Here is a 24,096-nt window from a genome sequence, read left to right on the forward strand (position 1 = left end):
CGGGAAGGCAAATTTTTGCCTCACGTGGCCACGCGTCCGTCAGGACGTTTGAAACGCGTTACAAATCCGAAAGACAGGTCGGTTCGCGCAAGCTCGGCATCCGGCTGGCTCAGGGCTTTCCGAGCGGGTCGGTGACGAGGTTCATCGCCAGCGCCTGTTTGGGGCTGAGCCAGCGAATGTCCCGGGTCTCGGACATCGCCTCCACGATGGAGGAGGAGACCCCCATTTTCGTCATGTAGCCCAGCACGGCGCCGGCAATCCGCTGGGTGTCTGCGACGGGGTCTTCCACGGGCCTGGTTGTGACAAACCGATGAACACCCAAGGCCGAGCCCAGGACGCCGAAGCGGGTTTTGCCCCCGGCATAGACCAGCACGCAGGCGCTGGCGCAATAAGCCGGCTTGACGCGGCCCGAGGCATCGGCGCCGCCGACCGCGGTCGCGAGCGAACGCTGTCGGATGGTCTCGCCCATGATCGTGGCCTGGTTCAGATCGCCGCCGGGGGAGGCCAGCAGGACGATGTCGCCCGCCGCAAGATTGACCTGGTCCAGTTTGTCGCGAAACAGCGTTGCGGCGGCGGGGCCGATCGTGCCGCTGACGAAGAGGGCGCGGCGGCCCTGCGCGGCGCCGTCGAGGTCGACCCTGTCGATCAGCGAAAAAGTCAGGCTCGGCGAGACGTACTGGTCTTTCCAGTAGTGCCAGGCCTCGGGCTGCGACAGGTCGCGGTAGGCGCGAATGCAGACGCCGGAGACCAGCAGGATGAAGATCGCGACCGACCAGAAATGCCGTCTGCGGCGGGGCGGTTGCACCGGCGGCGGGGCCTGACCGGCAGGTCCGCGCGGCGGCGCGACCGGCGGGCCGGTCGGCGACCTGCGGAAGCGATTTTCCCCACTCTGGCTGTCTTCGGTCGACACTCGGTCCTCGTTGCAGGCGAACCCGTCCGGGGGCGGGCCGATCCGCAGCATTATACGAATTTATGGCCGAGGATATGGCGGCGACGCGACCTGTCTATGCGACGGCGCGCATCGCGACTTTTTGCTTAATGAACAGCGGCGGTGCGCTTGGTCGCAGCCGGCTTGGCGCCGGGCTTGCCGGTGGCCGGTGCGGGAGCTGAATCCCAGCCGCCGGCGGGCGACGCCACGTTGACGGCGTCGTCGGGTTGCGGCTCCGGCGTAAAGGTCTGGATCGCCAGCCTGGCCGCCGCCAGCGACTGGACGTCGAGGCGCTTGGCGATGTCGTCGCGCTTGCGCCCGGCGTCCGCGTCGCCCTGGGCGGCCGCGAGGCTGAACCATTTGAAGGATTCGGCGAGGTTCTGTTCGACGCCGATGCCGCGGGCATAGAGGATGCCGAGGTTGAACTGGCTGTCGGCGACGCCGCGATCGGCGGCTTTGCGGAACCAGATCGACGCGCTCTTGTAGTTGGCGCCCTTGCCGCCACCGTCAGCGTCGAGCACGGCCAGATTGTGCATCGCCTTGGCGCTGCCGCGCTCGGCCGCCTGCGCATAATAACGCCGCGCGATATCGACGTCCTTTCTCACGCTCAGGCCCTTCTCGTAGAAGGTCCCGAGCCGAAAGATCGCGGGCACCACGCCGGCCTGCGCCGCGCGGTCGTACCATTTGGCGGCCTGGTCGAGATCCGGGGCAACGCCCTTGCCTTCGGCAAAGCGCACGCCGACCTCGTAGGCCGCGGCCGGGTCGCCCTTCAACGCGGCGGTGCGCAATACCGGGCCGCCGATGCCGTCAGGCAACCGCTCGGTCGGCGGCACGGCGATCATGGCAACCTTGCCGCCGGTGGCCGGCATCGTCGTGATCGCGCCGGTGACGTCGCTGGTTGCCGCCGGTGCCGGCGGCGTGGCCTGCGGCGGGACCGCGATCCGCGCGCTATCCAGCGTGTTCGGTGCGGAAGAATTGTTCGACTGCTTCTCGACCGGCGTCGGCGACATCATCAAGGGGGCAGCGGGCATCGTCGGCGCCGCGGGCATTGCGGGCCTGGCGCTGCTCTCCGCCGGTGCGGGGGCCTGCGTTGGAGCGGCCGGCTCGCTGGATTCAAACATCGGCAGTTGCATCACGCTGCCGGTATCGAGCAGCGTCATCGCCATCTTGAACGTGCCGAGCACGATCACGACCACGCTTGCGCCGACCAGCAGCGAGCGGATCTTGGAGGAAATGTTCGAGGGGTTCTTGTCGTCCGCCTTGGCCTTGTCGCCGCCCTTGTCCTTGGGCGCGGCCTTTGCCGACGAACGTCCCGCCTTCTCGGGAGGCGGCGCGGCGGCTGCGGCCTGCGCGGCGCGGCGCGCGGCGGCAATGAAGCTCGACGAACTCACCGGCTCCTTGGGCCCGGAAGCGATCTCGCTGATCGCGTTTTCGGAAGCCGCGATCCGTTCCGACGGCGAAGACATGCGCACCATCGGCCGCGTACCCGGCTCGAGCGGATGATCCGGCGGCAATTCCGGCGCGATCGCGGTGCGCGGGGCTGCGGCATGCGGCTCCAGGATTTCGCTGATCGCCCTCGGCGGCAAGGGCGGCGCGGCCGGCGCGGCCGAAGCCGCCGGCTGCACGGCGTGGAATTCGCGCGGCGCGGCGGCAAAATGTTCTTGAGGGCTCGCTTGCAGTGCGGCGGGATTCGGCAATTCCGGTTTCGGTTGCTGCGGATAGGTCTGCAGCGGCGTCATCACGCGGGGCGCTTCCTCGCGCATTTCGGCGGCTGCAGGAGAAGAGGCGATCGCCGGCGGTGCGGTGCGAACCGTGCGCAGATCGCCTTCGATCGTCGACAGCCGATCGACCACGTGGCCGAGTGTGCTGTGAACGGTCTCGAGCGAGTCCTGCGTGCGGCGGTCGGTTTCCGACTGGCTGAAGCGGATGTCGGACAGCTCGCGCTTGACCAGATCGACGATGCCGGAGTCCACCGGCTGGGCCGTGTCGGTCGAATTGCGGTTGGAATCGGCGAGCGCGACCAGGCTGGCATGCTGGCGTTCGAGCGAACGCAGAATATCGTGCAGTCCTTCCTCGACCCGTCCGAGATCGATGGCAGGCGCGGCGGAACGATCGCCGGAGGCTTCCAGGCGCTCCAGCAGATAGGACACGCGCTGTTCGAGATGGGCAAACGCCGACGCATTGTCGTTGCCGGCCGGGATACGGTCGAGCCGCTCCGACAGCGTGCGCAACGCGTTTTCGAGATATTCCGAATTGTCGATCGCCGCCGGCGCCTGCCTACTTTCCAGCGTCGAGGTCAGCGCGGCCAGGCGCTGCTCGAGCATGCCGAAGGCGTCGCTGTTGCCGTCAAAGCGGGAAAGCTGGTCGACCTTGGCCGACAGCGTGTGCACATCTTCGGCGAGCCGCGCCAGCGCATCGTTGGAGGCGACGTTGGAAACGATTCCGCGCAGTGCCGCGATCGCGCTTTCGAGCTGCTGCACGGTCGACGGATCGTCGTTCGAGCGCAGGATCAGATCGAGCTTGGCGCCCAGGTTGTGGATCGCCTCGTCGTAGCCGGTGAGCTGCTCGGCCGGCGTCAGCGAGCGCAGCACCTCGCGGATTTCGCCGAGCGCGCGTTCGATGCCGGTCAGCGTCTGGCCGTCGCTGCCGTGCTGCCTGTTTTCGTCGATGCGGCGGGACAGCGAACGGATTTCGTTCTCGAGCGATTCGATCTCCCGGCGCGGCACCGCCTCGGTGATGGCCTGGCGGATTTCGGCGAGTTCGCTGCGGAACGCGGCAATCGATTCCTCGACGTGATCGGGACGCTGCAGCGCCTCGATCTGGCTTGTGATCTTGAGCAGGTGACGTTCGAGCGAGGAAAAGTCCGGACCGGCCGTCGCTGCCTGCGTCATAGGTTGAGAAGAATTGGGCTGCGAAAAATTGGGCTGGGCCGTCGGCGCGGCATGGCGCGGCGGCATCTGGCGCGGTGGCGGACTGTCGAGTTCGTTCTGGCGCGCGGCGATTTCGGCGATCGCAAAATCCAGCGAGGCCGGATTGAGCGGCGGCGCGGGGCGATAGACCTGGGCTGCGGCCCGCTCGACCTGCTCGGTCTGACGCTGCTTTTCCTGCATCTGGGCCTGCCGGGTCGGCGCTGGGTTGGAAATCTGCGACAGCCGCGCGTCGAGGCGCGAAATGGCGTCGTTGAGCTGGCGGGCCACCGTCGGCTCGCCGCGCGCTGCTTCGCCACGCGGCGTCTCGCCGCGCGGCGCCGGCCGCGAAATCTGCTCGATCTGCTTTGTGATCGAATCCAGCCGCTGGTGAATGTCGGCAACGTCGCGGCTTTCCCGGCTCGGCATCGCCGGCCGTTGACTGGAAGGCGCGCTGAAACTGGGCGGGAGCGGTTCGCCGATGGTCGAATTGAGCCAGTCGCTCAGCGACATGCCGGCGCGCCGCGCGGCCGCCTCGGCCCTTTCGCGGACGGATGGATCGATGCCGTCAACACTCCACGATACGCGCGAATTCATGCTCTCGTCCGGTTCCGCTACGGCGCCCCACCTGCGCCATCAGCCTCCCCGCGCGTCCCACTGAAGAGACAATAGAATTTTTGCGCGGCTCGCCTGCCTCGGAACTGACTTTTTCGCGTTACGGTAAAGAACGGGTTAAGGAATGGGACGGACGGCCGCAAAAGTTACCGGGGGCCAGTTCGGCTTTGGATTTAAAGCGTTTTCCGGCGAAAGCCTGCCCCCGGACTTGATCCGCCGTGGCGGCCGGTTCGCGTCAGGAAAACGCGTCAGATTAGGAATCCGGAAGGCGGTTCCGATTCGATCGGATCGGAAAAGCCCTAGCCGCTATTTTCGCGCTGGCCGTCTTCGAGCGACACGACATTGGTCCGCTCCGCACCGGGCGACAGGGCCGACAGCGCCTCGATCGCCTCTTCGCACCATTCCGCCACCGCGCGCTCATAGCTGAGGCCGACGCGAAGTCCGAGCAGTTTGCCGACATCGGCCGGCGCCGCGATGCCCTGGGGGAAACGTTTGTTGAGCAGGCGCTCGTAGCGGGCGAAACGGTCGCGGTGATGTTCCAGCCGCGCCATCAGGTCGGTGCGCAGCGGTTCGACGTCGACGCTGTCGAGCGCATAGAGCCGCACCAGCAGGTCGTCCTTGATCGAGGCCGGAACGCTCGGCCGGGCGGCCCAATGCCTGAGCGCGGCTCGGCCTTCCGGCGTGAGCGTGTAGACCAGCTTGTTCGGCTTGCCGGACTGCACCACCTCGCGGCCCTGGATATGGCCGCGGTCGCGGAGTTTTGTCAGTTCCCGATAAATTTGCTGGTGGTCGGCCTTCCAGAAGAATCCAATGGAGTTGTCGAACGTCTTGGCGAGCTCATAGCCCGTCATCGGACGTTCGGTCAGGCAGGCAAGGATCGCGTCACCAAGCGCCAAGACGCCGGCCTCCGGTTCTCAGGATTGATTGACATTATGCATAAAGTTGCATATGCGTCAACTCGCATAAGCTCCGGAGAGACCCATTCCCCGGCGTCAGCCCGCCATCGCCCGCCAGAGGAGACATGATGACCATGAGCGGCCTCGACAAGTGGTACGGCTACATGAAGTCGCATGATACGGCGGCGTTGTGGGACCTGCTGCACCCGGATGCGGTGTTCGAAAGCCCCGTCGTCCACACGCCGCAGCGCGGGCGCGACATCACCTTCAAATATCTGGCGGGCGCCGGAAAGGTCCTCGGTGGCCCCGGCTTCAAATACACCGGCGAATGGCGCAGCGCTGATGGCGCGGTCCTCGAATTCGAAAACGAGATCGAGGGCATCAAGATCAACGGCGTCGACATCATCACCTTCAGCGATGACGGTAAGATCACGCACTTCAAGGTGATGGTGCGTCCGCTGAAGGGAATCAATCTGCTGCACCGCTTGATGGGGGAGCAACTCGCCAAAGGGTGAGGGAGCAAAGGCCGCGACCATCTCCGGCGCCGTTTACGCCGCAATGGCTGACGAGATATTTGCCGGCCTGCTCACTCCCTAGAATCTCCGGAACCGGATAAGGTCTACGTCCGGAACGCCACACGAATTTCATTTCAAGCGCCTTCGTCACATTCGCCGCTGCCGGGAGAACACCATGCCGATCTACAAAGCCCCTGTGGAAGACGTCACCTTCCTGCTCAACGACGTGTTCCAGATCGATCGCTACGACAATCTGCCCGGCTTCACCGACGCCTCCGCCGATGTGCGCGAGGCAATCATCGGCGAAGCCGCAAAACTCTCCGAAGAGGTGTTGCAGCCGCTCAATCGCGTCGGCGATCTCGAAGGCTGCAAGCGGCATGACGACGGCTCGGTGACGACGCCGAAGGGCTTTAAGGAAGCCTTCAAGCAGGTCGCCGAGGGCGGCTGGCTCGGACTGTCGGCGCCGGCGGAATATGGCGGGCAGGGGCTGCCGGTGACGCTGAGCCAGGTCGTCACCGAATTCCAGAGCGCAGCCAACATGGCGTTCTCGATGTATGGCGGTCTCACCATGGGCGCCACCGCGGCGCTGCTGGTGCATGGCAAGCCCGAGCAGAAGAAGATGTTCGTGCCGAAGATGGTGGCGGGCGAGTGGACCGGCACCATGAACCTCACCGAGCCGCAATGCGGCACCGATCTCGGCCTGTTGCGCACCAAGGCCGTCAAGCAGGCCGACGGCAGCTACAAGATATCAGGCACCAAGATCTTCATCTCTGCGGGCGAGCACGATATCGCCGAGAACATCATCCATCTGGTGCTGGCGCGCATCGAAGGCGCTCCATCAGGCATCAAGGGCGTGTCGCTGTTTGTGGTGCCGAAGGTGCTGGTCAATGCCGACGGCTCGCTCGGCGCGCGCAACGGCGTGTCCTGCGGCTCGATCGAGCACAAGATGGGCATCCACGGCAATTCCACCTGCGTGATGAACTACGACAACGCCACCGGCTGGCTGATCGGTGAAGAGAACAAGGGCATGCAGGGCATGTTCGTGATGATGAACGAGGCCCGCCTCGGCGTCGCCGTGCAGGGGCTGGCGCAGTCCGAAGTTGCCTATCAGAACGCTGTCAATTACGCGCGCGAGCGTCTGCAGGGCCGCTCCCTGACCGGCGCAAAGGAAGCAGACAAGCCGGCCGACCCGATCATCGTGCATCCCGACGTGCGCCGTGTGCTGCTCACCATCCGCGCCTTCAACGAGGCGGCGCGCGCCATGGTGGTGTGGACCGCGCTGAAGAGCGACGTCGCGCATCGTTCCTCCGATCCCAAGGACCGTCAGGAGGCCGACGACCATATGGGCCTGATGACGCCGGTCATGAAAGGCGTGATGACCGATGTCGGCTTCTCCAACGCGGTGCTGGCGCAGCAGATGTATGGCGGCCACGGCTATATCGCCGAGCACGGCATGGAGCAGTTCGTGCGCGATGCGCGCATCGCCATGCTCTATGAGGGCGCCAACGGCATCCAGGCGCTCGACCTTGTGGGGCGTAAATTGCCGCGCGACGGCGGCCGCGCCGTGATGGCGTTCTTTGCCGAAGTCGGCGCTTTCGCCAAGGAGCACGGCGGCGATGAGGCGATGAAGCCGTTCGTCACCCCGCTCTCGGCAGCCCTCGGCCATCTGCAGCAGGCCACCGGCTGGCTGATGCAGAACGCGCTGACCAAGCCCGACAATGCGGGTGCGGCCGCCACCGACTACATGCAATTGTTCGGGCTCGTCACCTTCGCCTATATGTGGGCGCGGATGGCCAAGGTAGCGCAGGACAAGATTGCGAGCAGTGGCGCCACGCCCTATCTCTCCACCAAGCTGGTGACCGGCCGCTTCTTCATGGAGCGCATGTTGCCCGAAACCCACGTCCATCTTGCGCGCATCCAGACCGGCTGCGCGACCACCATGGAATTGGCGGCGGAAGCGTTCTGAGATTTTCCGCCGTTTCCTGTCCTTCTCGCCTATAATATTATGATCCTCATACCAGGAGGGCGTCATGCCTGAGGCATATATCTACGATCACGTTCGCACCCCGCGCGGCCGCGGCAAGTCCGATGGCGCACTCCACGAGGTCACCGCGCTGGCGCTGGCGACGGTGCCACTGCAGGCGCTGAAGGAGCGCAACAATCTCGGCGAAGACGTCGTCGACGACGTCATCCTCGGCGTGGTCGATCCGGTCGGCGAGGCGGGCTCAGACATCGCGCGCTTCGCGGCGCTGAAGGCAGGCCTCGGCGAATCCGTCCCCGGCGTGCAGATCAGCCGCTTCTGCGCCTCCGGCCTCGATGCCGTGAATTTCGCCGCCGCCCAGATCATGGCCGGCCAGCATGAGCTCGTGATCGGCGGCGGCGCCGAATCGATGAGCCGCGTCGGCATCGGCGCGTCCGGCGGCGCCTGGCCGATGGACCCCTCGATGGCGGTGCCTTCCTATTTCATGCCGCAGGGTGTTTCGGCCGACCTGATCGCGACCAAATACGGTTTCTCGCGCGATGACGTCGATGCCTACGCCGTGCAAAGCCAGCAGCGCGCCGCGAAGGCCTGGGACGAGGGCCGCTTCAACAAGTCGGTGGTCCCGGTGAAGGACGTCAACGGCCTCACCATCCTGGCCAAGGACGAGCACATGCGCCCGACCACGACGATGCAGTCGCTGGCGCAACTGCAGCCGGCGTTCACCGTGGTTGGCCAGATGGGCGGTTTCGATGCGGTGGCGATCCAGTCGCATCCGGAAATCGAGCGCGTCAACTACGTCCACCACGCCGGCAACTCCTCCGGCATCGTCGATGGCGCCGGCGCCGTGCTGCTCGGCAGCAAGGAAGCGGGTGCCAAGCACGGCCTGAAGCCGCGTGCAAAGATCCGCGCCTTTGCCAATATCGGCTCGGAGCCCGCGATGATGCTGACCGGGCCGGTCGACGTCACCGAAAAGCTGTTCGAGCGTTCCGGCATGAAGAAGTCGGACATCGACCTGTTCGAACTCAACGAGGCTTTTGCCTCGGTGGTGCTGCGCTACATCCAGGCGTTCGAGATCGACAATGCAAAGATCAACGTCAATGGCGGCGCGATCGCGCTCGGCCATCCGCTCGGCGCGACAGGGGCCATGATCCTCGGTACCGTGCTCGACGAGCTGGAGCGCACCAACAAGTCCACCGCGCTGGTGACCTTGTGCATCGGCGGCGGCATGGGGACCGCGACGATCATCGAAAGAGTGTAACTGCCGTAGGGTGGGTTAGCCGAAGGCGTAACCCACCGTGCCGCGGCGAGAGAAGTGGTGGGTTACGCTTCGCTAACCCACCCTACGAAATCCAAGTCAACCGCCGCGCCTGACATCGGCTGCCGGCACCGAGGGAGCGACCAACATGGCCTTCAAGAATTTCAAGCTAGAGACCGACGCCGACGGCATTGCGCTCGTCACCTGGGACATCCCCGGCCGTTCAATGAATGTGCTGGACGAGACCTCGACCACCGAGCTCGAAGAGATCCTGAAGCAGACCACGGCGGATGCCGCGGTGAAGGGCGTTGTCATCACCTCGAGCAAGGATGCGTTCTGCGCCGGCGCCGACCTTTCCATGCTCGAAGGTATGAACAAGGAGTACGCCAAGGTCTTCAAGGAAAAGGGTGAGGTCGCCGCCAACCAGATGCTGTTCGACCAGAGCCGGCGCTTCTCGCTGGTGCTGCGCGGCATCGAAACCTGCGGCAAGCCGTGGGCGGCCGCGATCAACGGGCTGGCGCTCGGCGGCGGCTTTGAGGTGACGCTGTCCTGCCACTATCGCGTTGCGGCTGAAAATCCCAAGACCCGCCTCGGCCTGCCCGAAGTGAAGGTCGGCCTGTTCCCCGGCGCCGGCGGCACCCAGCGCGTGCCGCGCCTGGTGCCGCCGCAGGATGCGATGACGATCCTGCTCAAGGGCGATCCGGTCACGGTCGACAAGGCCAAGGCGCTCAACCTGATCCACGCCATCGTGCCGGCTTCCGACCTGGTCAAGGCGGCCAAGGACTGGATCAAGGGCGGCGGCAAGGCCGTCGCGCCCTGGGACGAGAAGGGTTTCAAGCTGCCGGGCGGTCCGGTGTTCTCCAAGAACGGCATGATGATGTTCCCGGCCGGCAACGCCATCTATCGCCGCGAGACCTACGACAATTATCCGGCGGCGCGCGCCATCATGAGCTGCGTCTATGAGGGCCTGCAGTTGCCGATCGACGCCGCGCTGCGCGTCGAGTCGCGTTACTTCACGAAGGTGCTGCGGTCCAAGGAAGCGGCGGCGATGATCCGCAGCCTGTTCCTGTCCATGCAGGAGCTGAACAAGGGCGCCCGGCGTCCGCAAAGCGTCCCGCCGACCAAGATCAAGAAGGTCGCCGTGATCGGCGCCGGCTTCATGGGCGCCAGCGTCGGCTACGTTTCGGCCCGCGCCGGCCTCGATGTCGTGCTGATCGACCGCGACCAGGAAAGCGCCGACAAGGGCAAGGCGCATGCGCAGAAGGTGATCGACGAGCAGATCGCCAAGGGCCGCGCCAAGGCGGGCGATCGCGACGCGCTGCTGGCGCGCATCACGCCAACCGCTGACTACGCCACGCTCGGGGATTGCGACCTCGTGATCGAGGCCGTGTTCGAGGACCGCAAGGTCAAGGCCGAGACCTTTGCCAAGGCGCAGCAATACCTCAAGCCTGACGCGATCTTCGCGTCCAACACCTCGACACTGCCGATCACCTCGCTGGCCGAAAGCTTCAAGGAGCAGGGCAAGTTCGTCGGCATCCACTTCTTCTCGCCGGTCGAGAAGATGATGCTGGTCGAAATCATCCTCGGCAAGAACACCGGCGACGTCGCGCTTGCCGCCGCGCTCGACTATGTCAGGGTGATCGGCAAGACGCCGATCGTCGTCAATGATTCGCGTGGCTTCTACGCCAACCGCTGCGTCGGCCGTTACATCGCCGAAGGCAACGAGATGTTCCTGGAAGGCGTGCCGCCGGCGATGATCGAGAACTGCGCCAAGATGGCCGGCATGCCGGTCGGTCCGCTGTCGCTGTCCGATGAAGTCGCCCTCGACCTCGGCCTCAAGGTCATCAAGGCAACCGAAGCCGATCTCGGTCCCAACTCCATCAACCCGGATCAGAAGAAGCTGATGGTGGAGCTGGTCGAGAAGCAGGGGCGCTTGGGGCGCAAGAACAGCAAGGGCTTTTACGACTATCCCGAGAAGGGCAAGGGCCAGAAGAGCCTGTGGCCGGGCCTGTCGGCGCTGCAGCCCAAGCAGCTCGATCCCGATACGCTCGATATCGAGGAGCTGAAGCAGCGTTTTCTGGTGGTGCAGGCGGTGGAAGCCGCGCGCACGGTCGAGGATCACGTCATCACCGATCCGCGCGAGGCCGATGTCGGCTCGATCCTCGGCTTCGGCTTTGCGCCGTTCACCGGCGGCACGCTGTCCTATATCGACTTCATGGGCACGCGGAAGTTCGTCGAGCTCTGCCATAAGCTCGAGGCCAAATACGGCTCCCGCTTCACCCCGCCAAAGCTGTTGGAAGACATGGCGGCCAGCGGCGAGACCTTCTACGGCCGCTTCCCGCCGAAGAAGCAGGCGGCGTAGGTCGTCATTGAGGAACGATCGTAGCCCGGATGGAGCGAAGCGAAATCCGGGGACCTCGCCACTTGCGGCACTTTCCCGGATTGCGCTGCGCTCCATCCGGGCTACGGAACGACAAAGGGCCGGATCATCGATCCGGCCCTTTCCGTATTCGCTATTCGCGAGAACTCACGCCGCCTTCATCAAGCCTTCCTTGGTCAGCGCTTCCTGCACCTTCGGGCGCGCGGCGATGCGGGCCTTGTAGGCCAGCAGGTTCGGCAGCCCGGAGAGGTCGAACTTCAGCCGGTCGGCCGCCCACATCAGCATGGTGAAGAGGTAGCCGTCGGCGACGGTGAACTGCTTGCCCATCAGGTAGTCGCGCCCGGCAAGCGCGGTTTCCAGATATTTGAACTTGCCCATCGCGCGGTCCTTAAAGAAGGGCTTGGCGTCGTCGGCGAGCACGGGCGAGAACATCGGTCCGAGATTCTTGTGCAGCTCGGTCGTGATGAAGTTCAGCCATTCGAGCAGCTTGTAGCGCTCCTCCGAATCCCGGGCCGGTGCCAGGTTCTTGGCCGCGGCCTTGTCGGCGATCATCTGGACGATGACCGGGCCCTCGGTGACCAGTTCGCCCGAATCGAGCGCCAGTACCGGCACCTGGCCCTTCGGGTTGACCTTCAAAAAGTCGTCACCGTTCTCCAGCTTCTTGGCGCGCAGGTCGACTTTGACCAGGTCGTAGGGCAGACCGGCCTCGAGAAGCGCGATATGGGGGGATAGCGAGCAGGCGCCTGGCGTATAATACAGTTTCATCGGCCTTTCCTTCCCTCGATATTATCATTATCGGGTGGAGTGACTAAATGCATTTGCATGGAATAGCAAGATTGATGCAGCTGCATTTAGTGCGGTACACTGATCTGTGACAGATACGGACTGGATGATGAAACGCAAACCATCGACCGAGGCGACCGCCGCCTGGATCCGCCTGATGCGGGTGCAGAGCCGGGTGCTCGATGCCGTCGAGCAGGATTTGAAGAAAGCGGGCTTTCCGCCGCTGGCCTGGTATGACGCGCTCTTGGAACTGTCGCGCGCGCCGTCCGGCGAGATGCGCCCGGTGGAACTGGAAAAGCAGATGCTGATCCCGCAATATTCGACCTCGCGGCTGATCGACCGTCTGGTGGACGAGGGCCTGGCGGCGCGGCGTGAATGCAAGATCGACAAGCGCGGCCAGTTCGTGGAGATCACGGAAGCCGGGCGCGAGCTGCAGAAGAAAATGTGGAACGCCTATTCGGCGGCGATCGAAAAGCACGTCGGCTCCAAACTGTCGGATGCCGACGCCATTAAGCTTTGCGGTCTGCTCGACCGGCTGGGCTGCTCCTGCTCCGACGTCAAGACGGCCGCTGCCCGCGACGGCGTGCCGGCGCGATGACAACCCTGATATGTTTCGTTGTTGCGGACGTCGCCGTCCGCATTCCCTTGGCCATAAGGCGCGTTCGGTCGAATCGCCAGATATCCGGATTTTTTCATGGCGCGTGACCAGATCGATATGACGCCGCTGCAATCGCGTGACGAACTCGTCACGTGGTTCGAGGCCGGCTGCAAGCCGCCGTCCGAGTTCCGCATCGGTACCGAACACGAGAAGACCCCGTTCACGCTGGAGGGCCGTCAGCCCGTGCCATACGAGGGCGCGCGCGGCATCGGCGCGCTGCTCGAAGGTATGCAGCTCCTGCTCGGCTGGGAGCCGATCATGGAGCGTGGCAACATCATCGGGCTCTACGACGTTACCGGCGGCGGCGCGATTTCGCTGGAGCCGGGCGGGCAGTTCGAGTTGTCGGGGGCGCCGGTCGAAAACGTGCACCAGACCCAGGCCGAGCTGATGGCGCATCTGGCGCAGGTGCGCGAGATCGCGACGCCCCTTGGGATCGGCTTTCTCGGGCTCGGCATGACGCCGTCCTGGTCGCGGGAGCAGATTCCCGTGATGCCCAAGGGCCGCTACAAGATCATGAGCAACTACATGCCGAAGGTCGGGCAATATGGCATCGACATGATGTACCGGACCTGCACGGTGCAGACCAATCTCGACTTCTCCTCGGAAGCCGACATGGTCAAGAAGCTGCGCGTGTCGATTGCGCTGCAGCCGGTGGCGACCGCCCTGTTTGCCAACTCGCCCTTCACCGAAGGCAAGTCCAATGGGTACCTGTCGTTCCGCTCCGAGATCTGGCGCGACACCGATAACGCGCGCTCCGGTATGTTGCCGTGGGTGTTCGAGGACGGCATGGGGTTCGAGCGCTGGGTCGACTATGCGCTTGACGTGCCCATGTACTTCGTCAAGCGCGGCGACACCTATATCGATGTCGCAGGTTCCTCGTTCCGCGCCTTCTTCGAGGGCCGCAACAACTCACTGCCTGGCGAGCGTCCGACCTTGTCGGACTGGGCCAACCATCTGTCGACGATTTTCCCGGAAGTCCGCCTGAAGCGTTATCTGGAAATGCGCGGTGCGGACGGCGTGCCATGGGGCCGGCTGCCGGCGCTGCCGGCGTTCTGGGTCGGGCTATTGTATGACGACGAAAGCCTGAACGAAGCCTGGGAGCTGGTCAGCCACTGGACCGCGCAGGAGCGTCAGGCGCTACGCGACGACGTGCCGCGCTTCGGCTTCAAGGCCCGGATCAAGGACCGTTATCTGTTCGAAATCGCCCGGGAATGCCTGAAGCTATCGCATGCCGGCTTGCGGCGGCGTGGCCGCGTCGATCATTCCGGCCGCGACGAGAGCCGCTACCTCGAACCGCTGGAGCGCATTCTCGAATCGGGCCGCACGCCGGCGGAAGAAATGCTCGACAAATTCAACGGCGAGTGGGGCGGTTCCGTGGAGCCCGTCTATCAGGAATACGCGTTTTAATTTAACGGGTTGCTTAACCTTTGGGCCGTTCATCCACCGTACAGGTTGATGGCGCTCAAATGACGGCCGGATGGAGCATGATCTCCGCGCAAACGCGTTTTTCGCGTTTGTCGCGAAGGAAGACCGGTGCCGGTTTTCCAAGGAAATCATGCTCGAATCAAAGGGCTGGGGCGGGACGGCTTTTAGAAGAAAAGCCATCCCGCGCTGGAAGCGCATACTCGAAAGCAACGTACTCGAAAGCAACCTTGCATGGGGACTGTTCGCCTGCTCAGGGCGTGTATGGTGACGCTCGCCTTTTTGGCGGCGGCCGTATCCGCGCGCCCGGCGCTGGCGCAGGCCAATTTCGACCGTCCCGGCGGCGATTATCTCAGCTCGCCCGTGATCTCGGGCGATCCGGCGGAATGCGCGCTGGTGTGCGAGCGCGACCGCCGCTGCCGTGCCTGGACCTTCAGCTATCCGACCGACCTGGCCAAAGGCGCGGTATGCTGGCTCAAGAGCAACGTGCCGGCGCGGGTGCAGAGCGATTGCTGTGTCTCCGGCGTGCGCGGCGCCGGCGTGGTCGAACGGCGCAACGAGACAACCGAAACCTCGATCGACCGCTTCGGCGGCGACTACAAGAGTTTTGATCTCAAGAGCGGCGACGGCGACGACGCCTGCAAGGCCGCCTGCGCCGCCGACAACAAATGCCGCGCCTGGACCTATGCCCGGCCCGGCTACGCCGGCAAGGAGGCGCACTGCTTCCTGAAGAAAGACATCAAGCCGCCGCGGCGCAAGGCGGGGTTTACCTCGGGCGTGGTGCGGTAGGGCTACGGAATCATTCCGCCGGCAGCACCGTGACCTCCGGCCACAGCGCTTTCCATCGCGCAGCCTTCGCTTCGTAATTCACGGCGGAAAAATTTGGCCCCGGATTGGGCCGCACGATCAGCGCGGCGACATCCTCATAGCCATTCGGCGCATAGACCTCGTAGCCATCGCGTGTGCGCCGGATTCCGATCTGCGTATTCCTGGTCAGAAACCGGTCGATGCCTTGCGTCGAACAACGCAGCTCCGGATAGGGCAGGCCATGTTTCTTGGGGTACCAGAGATGAACGCGCGCCTGGTTGCGCGCCTCGACCTTGATCCCGCGTGTGGCGAAACGCTCCGCCAGCGTGCGGATGACCTTGTCTTCCGCCTCCCACGACGTATCGGGATCGAAATAGAACACGTCGTAATCGTTGATGCCGTAATCCACCGCGCGCTTCGTCAGCACGTTCCATACCGTCTGCACCAGGCATCCGGAAACCAGCCACGCGTCGGGCAGCGCCAGCCGAAACAGTTCTTCGGCAATGATTTCGTTGGCGGGATTTTGTAATGCGGCGGTGAGGAATTCATTTTGGTTCATGCAAATGCCGCGTGTGGCAAGCCTAAACCCTCATGGTGAGGAGGCGCGTAGCGCTGTCTCGAACCACGAGGCCCCGCTGGTGCGATTCATCCTTCGAGACGGCGCTTGGCGTCTCCTCACCATGAGGGGCGGCCTTCACTGCACGGACGTAAAAAACCGCGCCAGCCGGAAACCCGACGGCCAGGTCCACACCGGCTGGCTGCGCATGCCGAGATCCCAGGAGCCGACCACGGCATCAGCCCGGCCGATCAGATTGTCGATCGGCAGCAGCCCCACGCCGCCGTCGCGCACCGCTACGCGGCTGTCGGCGGAATTGTCCCTGTTGTCGCCGAGCACGAACAGCTGGCCCGGCGGCACCGTCACCTCGGGCATGTTGTCGAGCCTTCCATTGTCGCGCATCTTGAAAATGGCGTGGCTGACGCCGTTCGGCAGCGTCTCGACGAAGCGATAGGCCTGCTCCGTGTTGCCGCGATCGTCTTCCGCCTGGCCGACGCCTTCCGGCTTCAACGCCGCGGCGTGGTCGTTGATGAAGAGCTGGCCCTGACGCATCTGGATGCGGTCACCCGGCAGCCCCACCACGCGCTTGACCCAGGCCTGCGAGCGGTCGCCCGGCCAGCGGAACACGACGACGTCGCCGCGCTTCGGCGTCTCGCCGAACAGCCGGCCGGTTTCCGGCAGCGTGATCTGGATCGGCAGCGATGCCGCGCCGTAACCATAGGGAAATTTCGACGCCACCAGCGCGTCGCCGATCAGAAGCGTCGGCTCCATCGAACCGGACGGAACATAAAAGGGCTCGGCGATCGCGCCCTTGGCAACGAACACGACGGCGACGATCGCAGCCAACTGCACGGCCTGCGCGCGCCAGCTCACCGGTTTGGCGATCGAGCTTTCCTTCCGGTCGCTCAACATCTTCTCGTCGCTCACTAGCCCGTTCCTCCGACCGTGATCTTTTCCATCCGCAGCGTCGGCTGGCCGACGCCGACAGGTACGCCCTGGCCGTTCTTGCCGCAGGTGCCGATGCCGGTATCGAGCGCCAGATCGTTGCCGACCATGGTGATCCGATGCAAGTCGGTCGGCCCGTTGCCGATCAGCATCGCGCCCTTCAGGGGCGCGCCGAGCTTGCCGTTCTCGATCTTGTAGGCCTCGGTGCACTGGAACACATATTTGCCCGAGGTGATGTCGACCTGGCCGCCGCCGAAATTCGCGGCGTAGATGCCGTTCTTCACGGAGGCCAGAATTTCCGCCGGATCGCGCTGCCCCGCCAGCATGTAGGTGTTGGTCATGCGCGGCATCGGCACATGGGCATAGCTCTGGCGGCGGCCGTTGCCGGTCGGCTTCATGTTCATCAGCCGCGCGTTCTGCCGGTCCTGCATGTAGCCGACGAGGATACCATCCTCGATCAGCACGGTGCGGTTGGTCGGCGTACCCTCGTCGTCGATGGAGAGAGAGCCACGCCGCGAGGCCATGGTGCCGTCATCGACCACCGTGACGCCCTTGGCCGCGACCTGCTTGCCCATCAGCCCTGCGAAGGCCGAGGTCTGCTTGCGGTTGAAGTCGCCTTCGAGGCCATGGCCGACGGCTTCATGCAGCATCACGCCGGGCCAGCCGGCGCCCAGCACCACGTCCATTTCGCCGGCAGGCGCGGGAACCGATTCCAGATTGACCAGCGCCTCGCGGATCGCGCCATCAGCGGCCTCGCGCCACGCCTTGGTCTCGATGAACCGCGCGTAACCTTCGCGGCCGCCATAGCCTTTGCTGCCGCTCTCCTGCCGGTCGCCTTGTCCCGCGACCACAGAAATATTGACCCGCACTAAGGGCCGGATGTCGCGATAGCTCTCGCCGTCGGGGCGAAGGATTTCCACCACCTGCCAGGTGGCGCCCAGGCTGATGGAAGCCTGCCGCACCCGCGGATCCTTGTCGCGCACATAGGCATCGATCTCGGCCAGTAGCTTTACCTTGGTCTCAAACCCCGGCGCATCCAGCGGATTCTCGTCGCCATAGAGCCGCACGTTGGTATGCGCCGGCGCCGCGGAAAAATTCCCGCTGTAGCCGCCGCGCACGGCGGCCACCGCGTCGGCGGCGCGGATCAGCGCCGGCAGCGAGACGTCGGACGAATGCGCATAGCCGACCGCATCATCCTTCACCGCGCGCAGACCAAAGCCTTGAGAGGTGTCGTAGGTCGCCTGCTTCAACCGCCCATTGTCGAAGCCCAAGGCTTCGGTCTGGCCATATTCCAGAAACAGCTCACCATCGTCGGCTCCCTCAAGCCCTCGCGCGATTTCGCGTCGGACAGCATCGCGGTCGAGATTGGCGCGGTCGAGAAGAGAGGTTGTGGCGGGATTGGTCATGCAGACTCCGATTCAGCGCAAAAGCTTCGTCGTCCCTGCGAACGCATGGACCCATAACCACCGGCCCCGGTATTGTAAGCGCAGACCGACGGCGAACTCATCTTACAACACGGTAACCTGTGGTTATGGGTCCCGGCTCGCGCTTCGCCCAGCCGGGACGATGATTCGAAAGATAGTCATGACCGCAGCGAAAGGGGAGGCCCTTCACGGTTGCTTGTCATCCCCTCTGCCGGCCGCATTCGCAGCGTCCGCACCGGGCTCCGGCCTGGCGTGAGCATTGGCCCAGCGGAACAGCTCGTCGAACACTGGCCGCAACGCCCGGGCCGCCGGGGTCATCTCGTATTCCACCCGTGGCGGCACTTCGGGAAATACCGTGCGCTTTACCAGGCCCTCGCTTTCGAGGTCGCGGAGCTGGGTCGTCAGCATGTGCTGGGTCACGTCGGGGATAGCGCGCCGTAATTGGCCGAACCGCTGCTTGCCGTCGACAAGCTGCCAGAGGATTTCGCCCTTCCACTTGCCCGAGAGCAGACGAAGCGCCCGATGCAACTGCGCTCTGGCCCGCTCAGAGGGACATTCTTGCCCTTCATTCTCATTAGTCTGCTTTTTCATACTACCCCAGAAAAATCATCCTACTTGTCAATTTCATCTTAGTCCCGAATTTTGGGTTTGACACCCCTTTGGGGTTCTCAGCCGGCGGACGGCACGTCTGTCACGGCCACTTTCACATTCCGGGAGTTCTCGATGTCGACGATTGTTGCGCCTGCCAGATCGCGCTGGGCCGCTGCCGCCCTGTGGGTCGTCCGGGGATTGCTTGCGCTCGCCTTTGTGGCGGCCGGCGGGGCCAAGCTCTATGGCGTTCCCATGCTGGTCGAAGAGTTCGATCACATCGGACTCGGGCAATGGTTTCGCTATGTCACTGGCGGTCTCGAAATCATCGGCGCGATCCTGCTGCTCCTGCCGCAGAAGGCCGCCCTCGGCGCGCTGCTGCTGATCTGCATCATGACCGGCGCGGTGCTCACCCACTTATTCGTGATCGGCGGCTCGGCGGTGCCGGCCATTGTTCTGCTGGCGCTGAACGCCGTGGTCGCCTATGCGGAGCGCGGCCAGGTCGCATGGCTTGCCGAGACCGCATGAGGCTGCCGCGATGCGTCTTTCTCGCCGCGGGTTGACGATTGCCGTGGGATTGATCCTGGCCTTCGTGGTGCCGCTGACCGTGACCCTGTTGCTGACAGGATCAGGGGCCGCGGACTCAAGGCCGCAGCCGAAACCCGCTTCAGTTCGGGTGCATCGGCTGGTGCTGCCGATCAACACCGATGACCCCACCACGATGAGGGCGCTGATCTCGACCTCGCTCAACCTTCCGAAATACTATCAGGAGCGGAACGAAGCATTCACGATCGAGGTCGTCGCCTACAACGCCGGCGTTCACATGCTTCGCGCCGATACTTCACCGGTAAAGGACATGCTGCGGACACTGAGAGGGGTCAATCCGAACATCCGTTTCGTGGTCTGCGAGGCGACCAAGCTTGGCATGGAGCGCCAGGAGGGACATCCAATCACGCTGATCGATAACGTCGACCTCGTGCCGAGCGGACCCGGGCGCATCATTGAATTGCAGGAAGCCGGCTGGTCCTACATCCGGTCGTGACAAATGGGCCAGAGCTGCATGGGCCAGATCTGCACAGCGGAGCATCGGATATGACGTCGCATCGCAGGCCGAACCGCCGCACCGTCGTCGCCGGCATGATGGGTGCGGCCGTCTCGCTGGCGATGCCGGTGTTGTCGGCCCGCGCGGGGACCAGTGGGCCACCGCCATTCGCAACCGTCAGGCATCAGTTCACGGAGGTTCGTGGCGCCCGCCCGGTCCCGGCGGTGCCAATCCCGCGCCTCGGCGCAGCTGCGCTCGATCTCGCGTCCTTGCGTGGCAAGGTGGTGCTCGTCAATTTCTGGGCGACGTGGTGCCCGGCCTGCCGCACTGAACTGCCGATACTGGACCGGCTGGCGGGAAACGGCCGCGCCGACCTTGCGGTCGTTGCCATCACGACCGATCGCGATCGATCGCTGGTCGCGTCCTTCGTGAAAAAACTGAAGCTTCGCCACCTCACGATCGGTTTCGATCCCGGCGGACTGGTGGCGCGTGCCGGCGCAAGCGACGGCGTCGACACGCCGTTCGCGCTTTACGGCATGCCGATTTCCTTCCTGCTCGGCGTCACCGGGCAAGTCGAAGGCTACATCACCGGTGAAGCGGATTGGCTCTCGCAAGAGGCGGGCCGATTGTTCGATTACTACGCCAGCGCCGGGCGCGGGTGACCGAGACGAACCCGGCTTCAAACGCCTGGCTCCGGCGGCTCACGGCAGCTTGTCATACCCCTCGCCAAGCCCATTCAGGCTGAGCGGAAAGCCGATGCCCTCTTCGGGCGTCTCAAAAATAATGAAAGTCGCCGTCTTGGCGGTCCGAAGCTGCCCCAAGAGCTTCTCGTCCATCACCACCTCAGCCACACACCCATTGGGCAGGCACCTGACAAACCCGGCCCGCCCCACGTCCTGATTATCCAGCTTCAGCCCAAGCCCGGATGGCAGCAGCACGCCGAGCGGCGCGACCACCCGCATCAACTTGCTCTTCTGGTCGGCGGTCTTGAGCACGATCACGGTGAGGCCGGCGTTGGAGCGGTCTTCGGCGACCACGCTCTGGATCAGGGCGCATTGCTCGCCTTGGGCGCCGGGCGGGGTGTCGCAGCGGATCTGCCAGTCGCCATGGACCGACCGCACCGCGCCTTGGGCGCTGGCCGCCTGGGTCAGGCCGAGCAGGAACGCTGCGGCGAGCAGGCCGCCGAGCCAGCGGGCCGGTTCCAAGCTAAGTCTTGCCTGGCCAAATCCCGTCTGACGCATTCCCGCCTGATGTTTCGAACGCCCCATCCGGGTCGATCCTCTTAGTCTTTATCTTTCCGGCAGCGCCGGCGACATTTCCGGCCCAAGCCGGCACCACATTGTGATTGAGCTTACCGGACTGATACGCAATGACGGCGTCTTGAAGGCGGTCCCGCAGCCAATCCACGCCGCCTGAGGACCGCCCCTGGCCTCACGCGAATCAGGCCGCCCGGGAGCGCCGTGACTGTGCCTACATCCGGTAACCGGGCTGTCAAGCGGCGAAGCCTTGCAAAATGGCGGGTTTTTGCTGATTTGCCGGGAAAATCCGACATCCGGCGAATAGCAGGTGACGCATGGCGTTGCGCCCCACTACTGCATTGCGAGAGCCTTGGAATTATGGTTTGAGAGGCTGGATTTCGACGCGTTCTAACGATCAGGCCCGAGGTACTGCAGCAATGCTGTTGCAGGTACTTTTGAAGGTGTACTTCCAAAAGTACCTCCGGTAGGCCGTTTGTGAGGGCGGATCGTGCGGCATTTCCGGCCATTCGGCTGAAATGCTTGGGGACTTAATTCAAGGGAGCGCGAGCGGCATGAAGATGTCGAGTGGCCTGATGGGCCGGCGATTGCTGGGGTTGACGGTGGCGGGCATGGCGCTCGCAGCCGGCGGGGCGGCTTTTGGGGCACAGCCCAAGCCGTGGGAAATGACGCTGCAGGAAGCCGCGACCCCCGTGATGGAAAGCATCATCAGCTTCCATAACTTGCTGCTGGTGCTCATCACGCTGATCACCCTGTTCGTGCTGGTGCTGTTGGTCATCGTGGTGGTGAAGTTCAACGCCAAGGCCAATCCGGTCCCCTCCAGGACCACCCACCACACGCTGATCGAGGTGGCCTGGACGCTGATCCCGGTGCTGATCCTGGTCGCCATCGCGGTGCCGTCGTTCCGCCTCTTGTTCCTGCAGCTCGACATTCCCAAGGCTGACCTCACGGTAAAGGCCACCGGCAAGCAGTGGTACTGGAGCTACGCCTATCCGGATAACGGCAAGTTCGAATTCGATTCGCTGATGGCGGCCGACAAGCAGCCGCGCCTGCTCGGCGTCGACAACGAGATGGTGGTGCCGGTCAACAAGGTGATCCGGGTCCAGACCACCGGCGCGGACGTCATTCACGCGTTCGCGGTGCCGTCGTTCGGCATCAAGATCGACTCGATCCCCGGCCGTCTCAACGAGACCTGGTTCAAGGCCACCAAGGTCGGCATGTATTACGGCCAGTGCTCGGAACTGTGCGGCAAGGACCACGCCTTCATGCCGATCGCGGTGCGGGTGGTGACCGATCAGGAATTCGCTTCCTGGGTTGAGGCGGCGCAGAAGAAATATGCGACCAACCCGGCGAATACCTTCGCCTCGGCTGGTGGTCAGGCCGCGCAGTAAGGCGCGGCCAAGGGACAGCTAAGGGACAAGGGCGACGGGACCTGAAAAGGTCCGAAAAGGGACTGCAAGGCAGGATTTCAAAATGGCAACGACGACACACGACGATCACGCCCATGATGACCACGCCCATGCCAATCCGACCGGATGGCGGCGCTGGGTCTATTCGACGAACCATAAGGACATCGGCACGATGTACCTTATCTTCGCGATCTTCGCGGGTGTCATCGGTGCGGCGATGTCGATCGCGATCCGCATCGAGCTGATGTATCCCGGCGTCCAGTTCTTCCACGAATCCCACACCTATAATGTGTTCGTGACCTCGCACGGCCTGATCATGATCTTCTTCATGGTGATGCCGGCGATGATCGGCGGCTTCGGCAACTGGTTCGTGCCGCTGATGATCGGCGCGCCCGACATGGCGTTCCCGCGCATGAACAACATTTCGTTCTGGCTGCTGCCGGCGTCCTTCGCGCTGCTGTTGATGTCGACCTTCGTCGAGGGTGAGCCGGGCGCCAACGGCGTCGGCGCGGGCTGGACCATCTACGCGCCGCTGTCGACCTCGGGCCATCCGGGGCCGGCGGTAGATTTCGCGATCCTGTCGCTGCATCTGGCCGGCGCCTCCTCGATCCTCGGCGCCATCAACTTCATCACCACGATCTTCAACATGCGCGCGCCGGGCATGACCCTGCACAAGATGCCGCTGTTCGTCTGGTCGATCCTGGTGACGGTGTTCCTGCTGCTGTTGTCGCTGCCGGTGCTCGCCGGCGCCATCACCATGCTGCTCACCGACCGCAATTTCGGCACCACCTTCTTCTCCGCCGACGGCGGCGGCGACCCTCTGCTGTTCCAGCATCTGTTCTGGTTCTTCGGTCATCCCGAAGTGTACATCCTGATCCTGCCCGGCTTCGGCATGATCAGCCAGATCGTCTCGACCTTCTCAAAGAAGCCCGTGTTCGGCTATCTCGGCATGGCCTACGCCATGGTCGCGATCGGCGGCATCGGCTTCGTGGTGTGGGCGCACCACATGTACACCGTCGGCATGTCGTCGGCGACGCAGGCCTATTTCGTCGCCGCCACCATGGTGATCGCGGTGCCGACCGGCGTGAAGATCTTCTCCTGGATCGCCACGATGTGGGGCGGCTCGATCGAGTTCAAGACACCGATGCTGTGGGCGATCGGCTTCATCTTCCTGTTCACGCTCGGCGGTGTCACCGGCGTCGTGCTGGCCAATGCCGGCGTCGACCGCGTGCTGCAGGAAACCTACTACGTGGTTGCGCACTTCCACTACGTGCTGTCGCTCGGCGCCGTGTTCGCGATCTTCGCCGGCTGGTACTACTGGTTCCCGAAAATGTCGGGCTACATGTACTCGGAAACCATCGGCAAGCTGCACTTCTGGTTCACCTTCATCGGCGTGAATCTGGTGTTCTTCCCGCAGCACTTCCTCGGCCTCTCAGGCATGCCGCGTCGCTACGTCGACTATCCGGATGCGTTTGCGGGCTGGAACCTGGTGTCGTCGCTTGGTTCCTACGTTTCGGGCTTCGGCGTCTTGATCTTCATCTACGGCGTGGTCGATGCTTTTGCGAAGAAGCGCGTGGCCGAGGCCAATCCGTGGGGCGCTGGCGCCACCACGCTGGAATGGACGCTGCCGTCGCCGCCGCCCTTCCACCAGTTCGAAGTGCTGCCGCGCGTTCAGTAACCGGTCGTTCGCGGCGCGCTTCATTCGCGCGCCGCGGCCTTTGTGAAGCGAG

General features: G+C 64.1%; 21 protein-coding genes. 12 read left to right on the forward strand and 9 right to left on the reverse strand.

The genetic code is table 11. From position 1 onward, the window contains the following. Positions 1 to 109: 109 nt before the first annotated feature. From C7G61_RS34645 to C7G61_RS34655, 3 genes are all read right to left on the reverse strand, one after another. Entirely contained in the window at positions 110 to 910 is an 801-nt protein-coding gene (locus C7G61_RS34645) for a COG3904 family protein (protein WP_108522233.1), read from the reverse strand. 125 nt (positions 911 to 1,035) lie between these two features. Next, positions 1,036 to 4,431 (reverse strand): tetratricopeptide repeat protein, encoded by a 3,396-nt coding sequence (locus C7G61_RS34650; protein ID WP_108522195.1) that lies wholly within the window; start codon positions 4,429 to 4,431, stop codon positions 1,036 to 1,038. Positions 4,432 to 4,748: 317 nt separating this feature from the next. After that, positions 4,749 to 5,345: a PadR family transcriptional regulator gene (locus tag C7G61_RS34655; protein WP_108522196.1), complete on the reverse strand. Its 597-nt coding sequence runs from the start codon at positions 5,343 to 5,345 to the stop codon at positions 4,749 to 4,751. Between the two features lie 128 nt (positions 5,346 to 5,473). Between C7G61_RS34655 and C7G61_RS34660 the strand changes: the two genes are divergently transcribed. The 4 genes from C7G61_RS34660 (at position 5,474) to C7G61_RS34675 (ending at position 11,458) form a co-directional block, all read left to right on the forward strand. Beyond that, positions 5,474 to 5,860, forward strand: a complete 387-nt coding sequence (locus C7G61_RS34660; protein ID WP_108522197.1) for a nuclear transport factor 2 family protein — start codon at positions 5,474 to 5,476, stop codon at positions 5,858 to 5,860. 175 nt (positions 5,861 to 6,035) lie between these two features. Next, the gene (locus tag C7G61_RS34665; RefSeq protein WP_108522198.1) at positions 6,036 to 7,826 is read left to right on the forward strand and encodes an acyl-CoA dehydrogenase C-terminal domain-containing protein; all 1,791 of its coding nucleotides are present in this window, start codon (positions 6,036 to 6,038) and stop codon (positions 7,824 to 7,826) included. A 64-nt stretch (positions 7,827 to 7,890) separates the two neighbouring features. Next, positions 7,891 to 9,099, forward strand: a complete 1,209-nt coding sequence (locus C7G61_RS34670; protein WP_108522199.1) for an acetyl-CoA C-acetyltransferase — start codon at positions 7,891 to 7,893, stop codon at positions 9,097 to 9,099. Between the two features lie 145 nt (positions 9,100 to 9,244). Then, positions 9,245 to 11,458 carry an FAD-dependent oxidoreductase gene (locus C7G61_RS34675; RefSeq protein ID WP_108522200.1) on the forward strand — a complete coding sequence of 738 codons (2,214 nt, stop codon included), beginning with the start codon at positions 9,245 to 9,247 and terminating at the stop codon, positions 11,456 to 11,458. A gap of 165 nt (positions 11,459 to 11,623) precedes the next feature. On the opposite strand, the gene gstA is transcribed toward C7G61_RS34675, so the two are convergent. Then, positions 11,624 to 12,241, reverse strand: coding sequence for a glutathione transferase GstA (gstA, locus tag C7G61_RS34680; RefSeq protein WP_108522201.1), 618 nt, complete (start codon positions 12,239 to 12,241; stop codon positions 11,624 to 11,626). A 127-nt stretch (positions 12,242 to 12,368) separates the two neighbouring features. On the opposite strand from gstA, the gene C7G61_RS34685 reads away from it, so the two are divergent. The 3 genes from C7G61_RS34685 (at position 12,369) to C7G61_RS34700 (ending at position 15,128) form a co-directional block, all read left to right on the forward strand. After that, the gene (locus C7G61_RS34685; RefSeq protein ID WP_108522234.1) at positions 12,369 to 12,857 is read left to right on the forward strand and encodes a MarR family winged helix-turn-helix transcriptional regulator; all 489 of its coding nucleotides are present in this window, start codon (positions 12,369 to 12,371) and stop codon (positions 12,855 to 12,857) included. Positions 12,858 to 12,953: 96 nt separating this feature from the next. Next, positions 12,954 to 14,324: a glutamate--cysteine ligase gene (locus C7G61_RS34690; RefSeq protein WP_108522202.1), complete on the forward strand. Its 1,371-nt coding sequence runs from the start codon at positions 12,954 to 12,956 to the stop codon at positions 14,322 to 14,324. Positions 14,325 to 14,603: 279 nt separating this feature from the next. After that, entirely contained in the window at positions 14,604 to 15,128 is a 525-nt protein-coding gene (locus tag C7G61_RS34700) for a PAN domain-containing protein (protein WP_108522204.1), read from the forward strand. A gap of 10 nt (positions 15,129 to 15,138) precedes the next feature. On the opposite strand, the gene C7G61_RS34705 is transcribed toward C7G61_RS34700, so the two are convergent. The 4 genes from C7G61_RS34705 to C7G61_RS34720 form a co-directional block, all read right to left on the reverse strand. Continuing rightward, the gene (locus tag C7G61_RS34705) at positions 15,139 to 15,705 is read right to left on the reverse strand and encodes a nucleotidyltransferase family protein (RefSeq protein WP_108522205.1); all 567 of its coding nucleotides are present in this window, start codon (positions 15,703 to 15,705) and stop codon (positions 15,139 to 15,141) included. Between the two features lie 135 nt (positions 15,706 to 15,840). After that, entirely contained in the window at positions 15,841 to 16,614 is a 774-nt protein-coding gene (gene lepB / locus C7G61_RS34710) for a signal peptidase I (RefSeq protein WP_244608600.1), read from the reverse strand. 14 nt (positions 16,615 to 16,628) lie between these two features. After that, positions 16,629 to 18,053, reverse strand: coding sequence for a metalloprotease TldD (tldD, locus tag C7G61_RS34715; RefSeq protein WP_108522207.1), 1,425 nt, complete (start codon positions 18,051 to 18,053; stop codon positions 16,629 to 16,631). 204 nt (positions 18,054 to 18,257) lie between these two features. Continuing rightward, positions 18,258 to 18,662, reverse strand: a complete 405-nt coding sequence (locus tag C7G61_RS34720) for a winged helix-turn-helix transcriptional regulator (protein WP_108522208.1) — start codon at positions 18,660 to 18,662, stop codon at positions 18,258 to 18,260. 132 nt (positions 18,663 to 18,794) lie between these two features. Between C7G61_RS34720 and C7G61_RS34725 the strand changes: the two genes are divergently transcribed. The 3 genes from C7G61_RS34725 to C7G61_RS34735 are packed head-to-tail and all read left to right on the forward strand — an operon-like array spanning position 18,795 to position 20,363. Continuing rightward, positions 18,795 to 19,187 carry a DoxX family protein gene (locus tag C7G61_RS34725; RefSeq protein WP_108522209.1) on the forward strand — a complete coding sequence of 131 codons (393 nt, stop codon included), beginning with the start codon at positions 18,795 to 18,797 and terminating at the stop codon, positions 19,185 to 19,187. A 10-nt stretch (positions 19,188 to 19,197) separates the two neighbouring features. Continuing rightward, positions 19,198 to 19,701, forward strand: a complete 504-nt coding sequence (locus C7G61_RS34730) for a DsrE family protein (RefSeq protein WP_108522210.1) — start codon at positions 19,198 to 19,200, stop codon at positions 19,699 to 19,701. 50 nt (positions 19,702 to 19,751) lie between these two features. Further along, a complete protein-coding gene (locus C7G61_RS34735) occupies positions 19,752 to 20,363 on the forward strand; it encodes a TlpA family protein disulfide reductase (RefSeq protein WP_108522211.1) in 612 nt (203 codons plus the stop codon). Between the two features lie 39 nt (positions 20,364 to 20,402). Here C7G61_RS34735 and C7G61_RS34740 read toward each other — a convergent pair whose 3' ends face one another. Further along, on the reverse strand, positions 20,403 to 20,942 hold the full coding sequence (locus C7G61_RS34740) for an invasion associated locus B family protein (RefSeq protein ID WP_190242108.1): 540 nt from the start codon (positions 20,940 to 20,942) through the stop codon (positions 20,403 to 20,405). Positions 20,943 to 21,511: 569 nt separating this feature from the next. Between C7G61_RS34740 and coxB the strand changes: the two genes are divergently transcribed. Further along, entirely contained in the window at positions 21,512 to 22,348 is an 837-nt protein-coding gene (gene coxB / locus C7G61_RS34745; RefSeq protein ID WP_108522212.1) for a cytochrome c oxidase subunit II, read from the forward strand. An 82-nt stretch (positions 22,349 to 22,430) separates the two neighbouring features. Then, on the forward strand, positions 22,431 to 24,044 hold the full coding sequence (ctaD, locus tag C7G61_RS34750) for a cytochrome c oxidase subunit I (protein ID WP_108522213.1): 1,614 nt from the start codon (positions 22,431 to 22,433) through the stop codon (positions 24,042 to 24,044). Positions 24,045 to 24,096 lie beyond the last annotated feature (52 nt).

The organism is Bradyrhizobium algeriense (genome assembly GCF_003062295.1).
GTDB classification, from domain to species: domain Bacteria; phylum Pseudomonadota; class Alphaproteobacteria; order Rhizobiales; family Xanthobacteraceae; genus Bradyrhizobium; species Bradyrhizobium algeriense.